Source organism: Stenotrophomonas sp. FR010 (genome assembly GCF_047520755.2).
Lineage (GTDB): Bacteria > Pseudomonadota > Gammaproteobacteria > Xanthomonadales > Xanthomonadaceae > Stenotrophomonas > Stenotrophomonas sepilia.
On the sequence record NZ_JAXBQT020000001.1, the window covers coordinates 308,936 to 321,633 of the forward strand.

12 protein-coding genes and 1 tRNA gene are annotated in these 12,698 nt (G+C 66.3%); 3 read left to right on the forward strand and 10 right to left on the reverse strand.

The window, feature by feature from the left end:
• Window positions 1-24 precede the first annotated feature (24 nt).
• The 8 genes from ACM0PK_RS01470 to ACM0PK_RS01505 all read right to left on the reverse strand — a co-directional run bounded on the left by ACM0PK_RS01470 (window position 25) and on the right by ACM0PK_RS01505 (window position 6,155).
• Window positions 25-1,332 carry an NADH-quinone oxidoreductase subunit D gene (locus tag ACM0PK_RS01470; protein ID WP_005417935.1) on the reverse strand — a complete coding sequence of 436 codons (1,308 nt, stop codon included), beginning with the start codon at window positions 1,330-1,332 and terminating at the stop codon, window positions 25-27.
• Window positions 1,329-2,078, reverse strand: coding sequence for an NADH-quinone oxidoreductase subunit C (locus ACM0PK_RS01475; RefSeq protein WP_010486428.1), 750 nt, complete (start codon window positions 2,076-2,078; stop codon window positions 1,329-1,331). Before ACM0PK_RS01475 ends, ACM0PK_RS01470 begins: the two co-directional genes overlap by 4 nt.
• Before the next feature lie 33 nt (window positions 2,079-2,111).
• Window positions 2,112-2,666, reverse strand: coding sequence for a NuoB/complex I 20 kDa subunit family protein (locus ACM0PK_RS01480; RefSeq protein ID WP_005417936.1), 555 nt, complete (start codon window positions 2,664-2,666; stop codon window positions 2,112-2,114).
• Entirely contained in the window at window positions 2,657-3,013 is a 357-nt protein-coding gene (locus ACM0PK_RS01485; protein ID WP_005417937.1) for an NADH-quinone oxidoreductase subunit A, read from the reverse strand. The genes ACM0PK_RS01480 and ACM0PK_RS01485 overlap by 10 nt, the downstream gene beginning before the upstream one ends.
• A gap of 111 nt (window positions 3,014-3,124) precedes the next feature.
• Window positions 3,125-3,209, reverse strand: a tRNA-Leu gene (locus ACM0PK_RS01490).
• A 51-nt stretch (window positions 3,210-3,260) separates the two neighbouring features.
• Window positions 3,261-3,698, reverse strand: a complete 438-nt coding sequence (gene secG, locus ACM0PK_RS01495; RefSeq protein WP_049415231.1) for a preprotein translocase subunit SecG — start codon at window positions 3,696-3,698, stop codon at window positions 3,261-3,263.
• 31 nt (window positions 3,699-3,729) lie between these two features.
• Window positions 3,730-4,485, reverse strand: a complete 756-nt coding sequence (gene tpiA, locus ACM0PK_RS01500) for a triose-phosphate isomerase (protein ID WP_111200649.1) — start codon at window positions 4,483-4,485, stop codon at window positions 3,730-3,732.
• 692 nt (window positions 4,486-5,177) lie between these two features.
• Entirely contained in the window at window positions 5,178-6,155 is a 978-nt protein-coding gene (locus ACM0PK_RS01505) for an isopenicillin N synthase family dioxygenase (RefSeq protein WP_049414703.1), read from the reverse strand.
• Window positions 6,156-6,305: 150 nt separating this feature from the next.
• Here ACM0PK_RS01505 and ACM0PK_RS01510 point away from each other — a divergent pair, with 150 nt between their 5' ends.
• Genes ACM0PK_RS01510 through ACM0PK_RS01520 form a run of 3 tightly spaced genes read left to right on the forward strand, consistent with a single transcriptional unit; the run spans window position 6,306 to window position 10,199 of the window.
• The gene (locus tag ACM0PK_RS01510) at window positions 6,306-8,183 is read left to right on the forward strand and encodes a DUF3413 domain-containing protein (RefSeq protein WP_134972207.1); all 1,878 of its coding nucleotides are present in this window, start codon (window positions 6,306-6,308) and stop codon (window positions 8,181-8,183) included.
• Window positions 8,184-8,203: 20 nt separating this feature from the next.
• Window positions 8,204-9,349 carry a glycosyltransferase family 4 protein gene (locus tag ACM0PK_RS01515; RefSeq protein ID WP_111201687.1) on the forward strand — a complete coding sequence of 382 codons (1,146 nt, stop codon included), beginning with the start codon at window positions 8,204-8,206 and terminating at the stop codon, window positions 9,347-9,349.
• Window positions 9,342-10,199 (forward strand): polysaccharide deacetylase family protein, encoded by an 858-nt coding sequence (locus tag ACM0PK_RS01520; protein ID WP_061480014.1) that lies wholly within the window; start codon window positions 9,342-9,344, stop codon window positions 10,197-10,199. The genes ACM0PK_RS01515 and ACM0PK_RS01520 overlap by 8 nt, the downstream gene beginning before the upstream one ends.
• 81 nt (window positions 10,200-10,280) lie before the next feature.
• Here the strand turns inward: ACM0PK_RS01520 and glmM are convergent, their stop codons facing one another.
• Together glmM and accD are read right to left on the reverse strand one after the other, a co-directional pair.
• Window positions 10,281-11,642: a phosphoglucosamine mutase gene (gene glmM / locus ACM0PK_RS01525; protein WP_072168494.1), complete on the reverse strand. Its 1,362-nt coding sequence runs from the start codon at window positions 11,640-11,642 to the stop codon at window positions 10,281-10,283.
• Entirely contained in the window at window positions 11,642-12,517 is an 876-nt protein-coding gene (accD, locus tag ACM0PK_RS01530) for an acetyl-CoA carboxylase, carboxyltransferase subunit beta (protein ID WP_005417947.1), read from the reverse strand. The genes glmM and accD overlap by 1 nt, the downstream gene beginning before the upstream one ends.
• Window positions 12,518-12,698: the final 181 nt, after the last annotated feature.

Genomic DNA, 12,698 nt, shown 5'->3' on the forward strand with positions numbered 1-12,698 from the left:
CGGGCGTTGGCGTGGCGGACGGCATTACCGGTCAACCTCGCCGAACACCAGGTCGTAGGTGCCGATCATCGCCACCACGTCAGCCAGCATGTGGCCGCGCACGACCGAATCGATCGAGGACAGGTGGGCGAAGCCCGGCGCACGCAGGTGCACGCGGAACGGCTTGTTGGCGCCATCGGAGACCAGGTAGCAGCCGAATTCGCCCTTCGGGGCTTCCACCGCCGAGTAGGTCTCGCCGGCCGGCACGCAGTAGCCTTCGCTGAACAGCTTGAAGTGGTGGATCAGCGCTTCCATGTCGTCCTTCATGTCCTCGCGCCTGGGCGGAGCGACCTTGAAGTTCTTCACCATCACCGGGCCCGGGTTGGCCTTCAGCCACGCCACGCACTGCTTGATGATGCGGTTGGATTCGCGCATTTCGGCAACGCGGACCAGATAGCGGTCGTAGCAGTCGCCTTCCTTGCCCAGCGGGATGTCGAAATCGACGGCATCGTACTTGGCGTACGGACGCTTCTTGCGCAGGTCCCAGGCAATGCCCGAACCGCGCAGCATCACGCCGGTCATGCCCCACTGGTGGGCCAGTTCGGGCGTGACCACGCCGATGCCGACGGTACGCTGCTTCCAGATGCGGTTGTCGGTCAGCAGGGTTTCGTATTCGTCGATGCGCTTGGGGAACTCGACGGTGAAGTTCTCCAGGAAGTCCAGCAGCGAACCCTCGCGCGAAGCATTGAGCTGCTTCAGCGCCTTGCCCTTGTGCCAGCGCGATTCCTTGTACTTCGGCATGTGGTCCGGCAGGTCGCGGTAGACACCGCCCGGACGGTAGTACGCCGCGTGCATGCGCGCGCCGGAAACCGCTTCGTAGCAGTCCATCAGCTCTTCGCGTTCGCGGAAGGCGTACAGCATCACCGCCATCGCGCCCAGGTCGAGCGCGTTGGAGCCCAGCCACATCAGGTGGTTGAGGATGCGGGTGATTTCATCGTACATGGTGCGGATGTACTGGGCACGCTCCGGCGCCTCGATGCCCATCAGGGTCTCGATCGCGCGCACGTAGGCGTGCTCGTTGCACATCATCGACACGTAATCCAGGCGATCCATGTAGCCGATCGACTGGTTGAACGGCTTGGACTCGGCCAGCTTTTCGGTACCACGGTGCAGCAGACCCACGTGCGGGTCGGCGCGCATGATGGTTTCACCGTCCATTTCCAGGATCAGGCGCAGCACACCGTGAGCGGCCGGATGCTGCGGGCCGAAGTTCATGGTGTAGTTGCGGATTTCCTGCCGGCTCTCGGCGGCGTTGCTGGCGAATGCTTCGCCGGCCTGGTGTACGTGGCTCACTTCACTGCCTCCTGCGCGCGCTCACCTTCTGCGGTCTGCAGACGGGCGTCGTCGCGGATCACGCGCGGCACGCCGACACGCGGCTCCACCGAGGTGACCGGTTCGTAGATCACGCGCTTCTTCTCTTCGTCGTAGCGGACTTCGACATTGCCGATCAGCGGGAAGTCCTTGCGGAACGGATGGCCGACGAAACCGTAGTCGGTCAGGATCCGGCGCAGGTCCGGGTGGCCTTCGAAGATCACGCCGTACAGGTCGAACGCCTCGCGCTCGAACCAGTTCAGGCCCGGCCAGATGCTGGTCAGCGAGGACACCACCGGCAGTGCTTCGTCGGGGGCGAAGCAGCGCAGGTGCATCATCAGGTTGTGCTGGTAGGAACGCAGCTGCGCGACCACGGCGAAGCGCTGGGTCGGCATGTGCTGCGGGCGGGCACCGTCGGCACCGTTTTCCTCGGTGGGGAACTCGCCCCACGCGAAGCGGCCCTGGGCCTTGCCTTCGACGCCTCGGCTGAAGCCCTGCGAGGACACATCGGCGGTGTCCCATTCGTCGGAGCCATAACCGAGGTAGTCGACGCCGCACAGATCCACGGCCTGCTCGAAACCAAACTCGTCACGCAGCGCCAGGGCGGTGGCGTGCCACTCGGCGGCAGGCACTTCCAGCGTCACTTCGCCGCGGGGTTCGACCACGATGACCTTCGCACCAGCGAAACGTGCGGAGAGTCGGTCGATGAAGGATGCTTGCTCTGCCATGGGGGCTTGGCGCGCTCTAGTCAGGTGAAGGGGTCAGCGGGCGATGGTCTGTGTACGCCAGATCTTCTTCTGCAGCTGCAGGATCCCGTACACCAGCGCCTCGGCGGTCGGCGGGCAGCCCGGGACGTAGACGTCCACCGGCACCACGCGATCACAGCCGCGCACCACAGAATAGGAGTAGTGGTAGTAGCCGCCACCGTTGGCGCAGCTACCCATCGAGATGACCCACTTCGGGTCCGGCATCTGGTCGTAGACCTTACGCAGCGCCGGGGCCATCTTGTTGACCAGGGTACCGGCCACGATCATCACGTCGGACTGACGCGGCGACGGGCGGAACACTACGCCGTAGCGATCCAGGTCCAGGCGCGCGGCGCCGGCGTGCATCATCTCGACCGCACAGCAGGCCAGGCCGAAGGTCATCGGCCACATCGAGCCGGTGCGCGCCCAGTTCAGCAGTGCGTCGACGCTGGTGGTGACGAAGCCCTTTTCCAGCAGCGGGTTGTCGCCTTCCGGCCGCAGGATGTCATCAACCCGGCCTTCCGGCGACGGATTGTTCATGAGGCCATCGAGAGTCTGAATCACTCCCATTCCAGCGCTCCCTTCTTCCAGACGTAAATGAAACCGAGGAACAGCATGCCGACGAACAGGCCCATGGTGACCAGCGAACGGGCGCCCAGTTCCATGAAGACCTGGGTCCACGGCACGATGAAGATGATTTCCAGGTCGAAGACGATGAACTGGATCGCGATCAGGTAGTAGCGCACGTCGAACTTCATGCGCGCGTCTTCGAAGGCTTCGAAGCCGCACTCATACGGCGACAGCTTTTCCAGATCGGGGCGGCGGGGACCGAGGAATCGACCAACCAGCATCAGCGTAACGCCGATACCGGTGGCAACGATCAGAAACAGCAGAGACGGCAAATATTCGGCCAGCACAGCGATTCTCTCTTGCCTCTGCCGCTGCGCCTGCAGGCGCTTTGGCATGGGGGAGTGGACGGGAACCTGCCTGGCGCCTTGCGCGCCAGACGAACCCGCTTTACTTACAAATGGTGCCCAAGAGGGGACTCGAACCCCTACGACTTGCGTCGCTACCACCTCAAGGTAGTGCGTCTACCAATTCCGCCACCTGGGCAAACGATCACATCAGACTATCTTTCCGATGCGCCGCGTATTGTAACCGGCTTCAGTCTTTCTGGGAGCCTTCCGAAGGCTTTTCTTCACCAGAAACCGAAGATTCCGCCTGAGCCGGCACATTGGCGGCCGGAACCGGGGCTGCCGGGACCGCATCGGCCTTCGGGACGGCCGGCAACTCGCCCGCCGGAGCCGCCGGAGCGGTCGCTGCCGGGGCGGACATCAGACCCAGATCCTGGTCGGCCGCCGGACGGGTGCCGTGACCGGCATACCAGGCCATGAAGAGGCTGATGCCAAAGAACACGACAGCCAGCCACTTGGTCGACTTGGACAGGAAGTTCGAGGCGCCACGCGCACCGAACACCGTGCCCGAGGCACCGGCACCAAAGCCCGAACCTGCCGCCGCACCCGAGCCACGCTGCATCAGGATCAGCGCGATCATGGCCACAGCGACCAGCACGTAGACGACATTGAGGATCAACATCAGCATTGGAAACCGCCCTCGGACAATACTTCTAGGATTAGTTCGCGGCCGCCGCCCGTGCGATGGCCAGGAAGTCCGCGGCCACCAGGGAGGCGCCGCCGACCAGCCCACCATCGACATCCGGCTGCGCGAACAGTTCCCCGGCATTGTCGGGCTTCACGCTACCGCCGTAAACAATGGGCAGTGAATCGGCGATTCTAGCATCGATACGCGCGACTTCGCCACGGATGAACGCGTGCACCTGCTGCGCCTGCTCCTTGCTGGCGGTACGGCCGGTGCCGATGGCCCAGACCGGCTCGTAGGCGACCACGGCGCTGGCGAAACCGGCCGCACCGACCAGTTCCAGTACCGGCGCCAGCTGGCTGGCGATGACCGTTTCGGTCTGCCCGGCCTCTCGCTGTTCCAGGGTCTCGCCCACGCACAGCACCGGGACCAGGCCAGCATGCTGGGCGGCGGCGAACTTGCGCGCGACCAGCTCGCTGCTTTCATGGTGGTACTGGCGGCGTTCGGAGTGGCCGACCAGGCCATAGCGGGCCCCGACCTCGACCAGCATGGCTGCGCAGACCTCGCCGGTGTAGGCGCCCTTCTCGTTGCTGCTGACGTCCTGTGCACCAAAGGCCAGGCCGGTCGCGCCGAAGTCCTCGACCAGCTCGCCCAGGTACGGCAGCGGCGGCAGGATCACCACGTCCACGCCCTCCAGCGGCAGCCCGGCGGCCACCTGCTCCAGCAGTTCAGTGGCGAATTGACGGCTGCCGTGCAGCTTCCAGTTTCCGGCGACGATCTTGCGGCGCATGAGCGGGTGGCTCCTGTGTGAAGTCAGCCGCTCATGATACCCGCTACGGCAAAAATCCGTTTCTGTGTAAGCGGTTACATGGGTTTTCAGCCAACGGCGCAGCCCCTCGTGGCCGGGGGCGGGGTTTGGTTGGTCGCGGAGAGCCCGACTAGATCTGGGGCTTGGCCGGGCGGGTGGGGATGGCGGGGGACGCCGTAAACCCGTCCGTGGGGGCTCGGCCGCGGCATCCATGCCGCGGACACCCCCGTCATCCCCACCCGCCCGACCTCTGACACATTCCGGCGGTTCCGCCCGCCACGGAAGGAAAAAAGATGAGCAAGAGCAAAGGCAAAAGCTGCATTCCGGGTTGCTGCCGGCTGGACCAACCCCCTAACCCACTTCGATCTGACAGATCTCATCCACGCATGGCGTGGATCTACCGCGTCGACCACGGTCGACACCTACCCAGCGCCACCGGGAAACCGTCGAAGGCGGGGCGGTGTGGGTTGGCAGGACCGTTGGCGCCATGGATGGCGCCATCGAGCCCCCAAGGACGGGTTCACGGCGTGTCCTGCCAACCCACGCCGCCCCGCCCAACACGCAGAAACCCAGAGCCGATTTGGCTTTGGGCCTTGGCTTTGGCTTTGGCCTCTACGGGTGCAGGGCGAAGCCCTGCAAAGAAAAAGGCCGCCTTTCGGCGGCCTCACTTCTCTTTACTTCAGCTTGATCTCGCGCAGGCGCTCCTCGAGGAAGCCGTGGGCGGTGATCGGCTCCGGGTACCGGCTCGGGTTCTCCGGGGTGATGCACGAGGGCAGCACGTCGATCAGGAAGTCCGGGTTCGGGTGCAGGAAGAACGGCACCGAGTAGCGCGGCTGGCGCGCCAGCTCGCCCGGAGGATTGACCACGCGGTGGATGGTCGACGGATACACATGATTGGTCAGGCGCTGCAGCATGTCGCCGATGTTGACCACGATGGTGTCCGCGTCCGAGGTGAACGGCACCCACTCGCCGTCGTGCGACTGCACTTCCAGGCCCGCGGCACTGGCACCCACCAGCAGGGTGATGAAGTTGATGTCGCCATGAGCACCGGCACGAACGTTCGGGATGTCGTCGGTGGTGATCGGCGGGTAGTGGATCGGGCGCAGGATCGAATTGCCGAAGTTGGTCTTGTCGGCGAAGAAATTCTCCGGCAGGCCGATGTGCAGGGCGAGCGCCGACAGCACGCGCGACCCCAGGTTGTCCAGCGCCTGGTACAGGCCGTACCCCCGCTCGCGGAAGCCCTCTACTTCGGTCGGCCACAGGTTCGGCGCCATCACGTCACGGTACTTGGAGTCGTCAGCGATCTCGCGGCCGATGTGCCAGAACTCCTTCAGGTCGAAGTGCTTGGAGCCCTTGGCGGTCTCCACGCCGAAGGGGGTATAGCCGCGGGCCCCGCCGCTGCCAGGCACGTGGTACTTGCGCTTGACCTCTTCCGGCAGGGCGAAGAAGGCCTTGAAGGCATCGTAGGCCGCGTCGATGTCGGCCTGCGGGATGCCGTGGTTGCGGATGCCCGCGAATCCCCATTGGCGATAGGCCGCGCCCAGCTCGGCCACGAAGGCCTCGCGGTCGCTGTCGAAACGGGTGATGTCGAGGGTGGGGATCTGGCTCACAGCGGTTCCTGGCTTGTCATTGGGTCTGGGGGGCCAGCGCATTCATGGCCCGCCTGAACATTGTGACAGATCGCCCGGGGGACGCCACTCGATACGAAGAAACAAACCGATACAATGCGCGACCCGCGCGCGGATTAACGCTTCCGTCACGTGGCGCCCGACCTTTTCCCCGCTCCCTGAATCCGCTTCGCCATGTCTGCAGCCGCCCCTGCCGCACTCGCCCTTGAAGGCTCCACCCGGCGTTGGCGCCGGCTGGCCTGGTGGTCGCTGTTCGTCGCCGGCAATGCAGTCCTGGCTGCGGCGATCGCACTGGGCAACGTGCCGCTGCGGGACAATCCAGGCGGCAGCGCGGGCCTGGCCTACCTCGCGATCGCCCTGCCCGGCCACCTGCTCGCGTTCGGCGCGCTGGCCGGCCTGCTGCCGTTGCTGCTGGGGCTGTGGCCACGCACTGCCCGTACGCTGAGCATCAGCGCCGTTCTCCTGCAGGGCCTGTGGCTGTGCCTGCTGCTGGTCGACGCCAAGGTGTTCACCCTGTATCGCTTCCACCTCAACGCCATGGTCGTGAACATGGTGTTCGGCGGCGCCCTGCAGGACCAGGTCGCCCTGTCCTGGAAGACCTGGCTGCAGGTCGCGCTGCTGGTCGCCGCGGTCTTCGCCGCCGAAGGCCTGCTGGCCTGGGCGTGCTGGAAGCTGCTGCCGGCAGTGCCGCGCCGGCGACGGGTGCTGCAGGCGTGGGCAGCGGTCGCGCTTCTGATGGCCGGCGGCCAGGTGGCCACCGCCTACTACGACGCCCGCGGCGACCGCGATGTGATCGCGCAGTGGAACTACCTGCCGTGGGCGCAACCGATCACCGCCAAGAGCTTCATGCGGCGCCTGGGCGTGGTCAGCCAGCAGCAGGCCGGCCTGCCCGACCCGCGCCATGCGCAGCTGCAGTACCCACTGCACCCGCTGCGGTGCCAGAACCCGCATCGTCCCAATGTGCTGATGGTGGTGCTGGAATCGCTGCGCCAGGACGTGCTGACACCGCAGCTGATGCCCAATACGTCGGCGCTGGCGCAGGACGCGCGCGTGTTCGACCAGCACTTCAGCACCGGCAATGCCACCCGCTACGGCCTGTTCGGGCTGCTGTACGGCCTGCCCGGTGGTTACTGGCCAAGCATGCTCGACGAGCAGCGCGGCTCGCAGCTGTTCCAGGTGCTGGGCCAGCAGGGCTACGACCTGCACCTGTACGGCAGTGCGCCGTTGTACAGCCCGGAATTCGATCGCACGGCATTCGCCGATGTGCGCGACCAGCTGCACCAGGGGCCATCGGCACTGAAGTCCGACGGCCGCGACCGCGCGATCATCAGTGCACTGCAGCAGGACATCCGCGCCAGCCAGGCGGCGCAGCGCCCGTGGTTTGGCTTCGTGTTCCTCGACTCCACCCACGCGCCGTACCACATGCCCGATGGTTACCCGCCCGTGGCGACGCCGATGGCTGCGGACATCGACTTCCTCAAATTCGGCCCGGAGCATGACCCGACGCCGGAACTCAACCGCTACCGCACCGCCGTGCACTACGCAGACAGCCTGATCGGCTCGCTGCTGGACGACCTGCGCGCACAGGGCCTGGCCGAGGACACCATCGTGCTGGTCACCGGCGACCATGCCGAAGAGTTCAACGACCTCAAGCTGAACTATTGGGGCCACAACGGCAACTTCTCCGACTACCAGCTGCAGGTCCCGTTCGTGCTGCATTGGCCAGGCAGGGCCACTGGCCGCGACGCCCGCACCAGCTCGCACGAAGACTGGGTACCGACACTGATGCGCCATGCACTGGGCTGCGAGAACGCGCTGAGCGATTACAGCACCGGCCAGGACCTGCTGGCCGAACCGCAGGGCCCGCGTGCCCTGGTGGTCGAAAGCTGGTCGCAGCGCGCGATACGCCATGGCGACGCGATCTACGTGTTCGACAAGTTCGGCAACGCCACAGCGCTGGACCGGCACTACCTTCCGCTGCCCCAGCAGGCCCCTGATGCGGCTGCCGTACGAACTGCATGGGAAGCATTGACCCGCTTCCGCAATCGTTGACCTTCAAGGATCGATCCCGCATGAACCGTCCGCTGCGCATCCTGCACACCGAAGCCGCCAAGGGAATGGGCGGACAGGAGATCTACATCTTCCGCCACATGCAGGTGATGCGCGCGCGTGGCCATGAGGTGGCGCTGCTGTGCCAGCCCGAAGCGCGACTGGCCAAGCTGGCACGCGACGACGGTTTCACCGTGCACACCCTGCGCATGGGGGGCCTGCTGCGCCTGCTGCGCGGCATCTGGTCGGTCTCGCGCCTGGTGCGTCGCGAGCGCTACGACGTGGTCAACACCACCAGCCGCCGTGACGCGCTGATCGCCGCCGCCGGTGCACGCCTGGGCGGCACACCGCTGGTAATACGCTCGCGCCACCTGATGAGCCCGGTCAACTCGCTGCTGACCTATACCGGCCTGCCGCACCGGGTGATGACCGTCAGCAGCTTCGTCAAGCAGCTGCTGACGGAGCGCGGCATTCCGGCCGAGCACATCGGTATCGTGCCGCCAATTGCAGTCCCGCCGCGCTGGAGCGAGATCCGCAAGGCCGATCCCTGGCAATGCCTGCAGGAGGTGCGCGCGGAGGTGCGCGCCGAGCTCGGTTTCGGCGAGCAGGACATCGTGGTCGGTTGCGTGGCGGTGCTGCGCGGACCCAAGGGCCATGCCGACCTCCTGCAGGCGATGGTGCCGCTGTGCAGGACGCATCCGAACCTGCACCTGGTGGTGATCGGCGATGGCCAGCCGATCATGGATCGGCTGCAGGCGCTGCGCGACGAGAATGGGCTGCAGCAACAGGTCCACCTGCTCGGCTATCGTGACGGCGCGTGCCGGCTGATGGCCGGCTTCGACATCTTCGCGCTGGCTTCGCACAAGGAAGCGGCCGGTACCGTGTTGCTGGAGGCTGCCTATGTCGGGGTACCGATCGTGGCCACGCGCGTAGGTGGCGTGCCGGAGATGGTGGTCGAGGGCAGCAATGCGATCCTCACCCGATTGGGCGACAATGCAGCCCTGACAGGCGCACTGCGCCTGCTGGTGGAAGATCCGGAACGGCGGCGGCAGATGGGCCGCGCCGGGTGGGACTGGATGCACAGCGCGCACCGGTTCACCCCCGATGGCCACGGTGAGACCACCGAACACTACTACCGCCAGTGGCTGAAGGAGCTGGGACATGGCTGATGCCCGAACCGTACCGGTGCTCATGCACCACCACGTCAGTCCGTCGCCGGGCATGATCACCGTGTCACCGGAAAATTTCGAAAGCCAGATCGCCTGGTTGGCCGGCAACGGCTGGACTTCGCTGACACTGGACCAGTACGCCGGCTTCCTGGCCGGCAAGCCGGTGCCGCGCAAGTCGATCGTGATCACCTTCGACGATGGCTACCTGGACAACTGGGTGTATGCGCACCCGATCCTGCAGAAGTACGGCATGCACGCAGTGGTGTTCGTGGTCACCGGCTGGATGGGTGAAGGCCCGGAGCGGCCCCACGCGGGGCTTGCCGGGGCAGTGCTGCCTGCCACGCCGGACCACCGCGGTTGCGAAGCGGCGATCTACGAGCAGAACCGCAGCGACGACGTGATGATGCGCTGGAGCGAAGCGCGCGCGGCCATCGCCGCCGGCACCTTCGAAGTGCATTGCCACACCCATACCCACACCCGCTGGCTGCGCCGCGACGACCTGGACCGCGCACAGCGCCGTGCGGGCCTGAGCCACGACCTGGCAGTCTCGCGCGAAGTCCTGCGGGACAAGCTCGGCGAGGTGTCCGATACGCTGTGCTGGCCTTACGGCGATTTCGACCAGGACCACATCGAGGTGGCACGCGAGCACGGCTTCCGCTACCTGCACACCACCCACCCGTTCGGCCGTAACGTAGTCGGCGGCGATCCGGAACGCATCTACCGCTTCGCGATCCGCAACCGCCCGGCGAGCTGGTTGCGCAAGCGCATCGCCCAGAGCTACACCCCCCTGATCGCGCCGCTGTTCAATGGCTTCAAGGCGCGGCAGAAGAAGATGGTGCCGGGGCCGTGAGCCTCGCGCAGCCTTGCCGCCTGAACGAAAAAACGCCCCGGCTTTACGGGGCGTTTCTGTTTGGGCGAATGCGCAGCTGCCTCAGGCGGCGGCTTCACGTACCGCCGCGGACAGGCGGTCCAGCGTGTCCTGCATCAGCGTTGCATCGTCGGCCTCGACCGTGACACGCACCACCGGCTCGGTACCGGACGGGCGAAGGAACGCACGGCCACGGCCGGCCACTGACTGCTGCGCGACGGCCAGCGCGGCCTGCACGCTGTCGGCCTGCACGGTGGCCTTGGCCGAGACATTGCCCAGCCGCACGTTGACCGTCTTCTGCGGCACCCGCACCAGCCCCTTCAATGCCTGGCGCAGGGTCTGCCCGCTGTTGCGCAACGCCACCAGCACCTGCAGCGCACTGACGATGCCGTCACCGGTGGTGGCCCGATCCAGGCACAGCAGGTGGCCGGAGGCTTCGCCGCCGAGCACCCCACCGCCTTCGATCAGCGCCTGGTGCACATAGCGATCACCGACATTGCTGCGCACGAACGGAATCTGCAGATCGGCGAAGGCCTTCTCCACGCCGTAGTTGCTCATCAGCGTGCCGACCACCGGGCCGCGCAGGCGGCCTTCGGCTTTCCATGCCCGGGCCAGGATGTAAAGCAGGTCGTCGCCGTCGACCGGGTTGCCCTGGTCGTCGGCCATCAGCACGCGGTCGCCGTCGCCGTCGAAGGCAATGCCGAGATCGGCGCGGGTTTCGCGGACCTTGGCCGCGAGATTGTCGATATGGGTGGAGCCCACGCCGGCGTTGATGTTGACGCCGTTGGGCTCGGCGCCAATGCCGATCACCTCGGCACCCAGCTCGCGGAACAGCAGCGGTGCGATCTGGTAGGTGGCGCCGTGCGCGCAGTCCAGCACCAGGCGTACGCCACGCAGGTCGAACGCGCGCGGCACGCTGGCCTTGCAGAACTCGATGTAGCGGCCGACCGCCTCGCGGCCACGCGACGCCTTGCCCAGCTTCTCCGATTCGACGGTGGTGAACGGAACGTCCAGCGCCGCTTCGAGGGCAAGCTCGGTGGCATCGTCGAGCTTCTCGCCCTGAGCGGAGAAGAACTTGATGCCGTTGTCGTAGTGCGGGTTGTGCGAGGCACTGATGACGATGCCGGCATCCACGCCCAGCGTACGGGTCAGGAACGCCACCGCCGGCGTCGGCATCGGCCCCAGCAGCTGCACGTCGGCACCGGCGGCCACCAGGCCGGCTTCCAGCGCCGCCTCGAACATGTAGCCGGAAATGCGGGTGTCCTTGCCGATCACCACGATCGGCCGGCGCCCGTCCTGGCCGCGCTGGGCGACCAGGACACGGCCCAGGGCGTTGCCCAGGCGCAGCACGAAGTCGGCCGAGATCACGCCCTGGCCGACCCGGCCACGGATGCCATCAGTACCAAAGTACTTGCGGCCTCCCATCAAGCCACCTCCGGCGCCGGCTGACGGCCCAGCATCGCCAGCAGGTCGGACAGGCGGTCGCGCAGCTCGCGGCGATCGCAGATCTGGTCGATGGCACCATGTTCGAGCAGGAACTCCGAGCGCTGGAAGCCTTCCGGCAGTTTCTCGCGCACGGTCTGCTCGATCACGCGCGGGCCGGCGAAGCCGATCAGCGCCTGCGGTTCGGCGATGTTGATGTCGCCCAGCATCGCAAAGGAGGCCGAGACACCCCCGGTGGTCGGATGGGTCAGCACCGAGATGTACGGCAGCCCGGCTTCACGCAGCTTGCCCAGCGCGGCCGAGGTCTTGGCCATCTGCATCAGCGAGAACAGGCCTTCCTGCATGCGGGCGCCACCGCTCTGCGAGAAGCACACGTAGGGCGCCCCGATCTCGACTGCGGTTTCTGCGGCCAGTGCGAAACGCTCGCCGACCACCGAGCCCATCGAGCCGCCCATGAACGCGAAGTCGAAAGACGATGCCACCAGCGCACGGCCCTTGAGCAGGCCGCGCATGGCGATCAGCGCGTCGTACTCGCCGGTATTCTTCTGCGCGATCTTGATGCGCTCGCTGTACTTCTTCTGGTCCTTGAACTTGAGCAGGTCGGTCGGCCCCAGGCGCGCACCGATCTCGGTGGTGCTGTCGGCGTCGAACAGGGCGGCCAGGCGCGCGCGCGCGCGGATCGCCATGTGATGGCCGCACTTCGGGCAGACTTCCAGGTTCTCTTCCAGTTCCGGACGGTACAACGCGCTGCCGCAGTTGCTGCACTTTTCCCACAGGCCCTCGGGGACACTGCGCTTCTTGCTGGGGGTGTTGTCGGTGCGGATGCCGGACGGCATCAACTTGCTGAGCCAACTCATGCGGGAGGACACTTCCGTTCAGGGCGGCCCTGGGGCCGCAAAGGCGGACAGTCTAGCTCCGCTTTCCCCGCCCGTGCACCCCCTTGCCAGCCGCGGGGCAGCGGGAAAAAACCATGCTGGGACGTACGTTTAGGTGCTGGACGGTGCCCGCCGCCGGCCGGCAGCCTTTGCACGCCAGCCA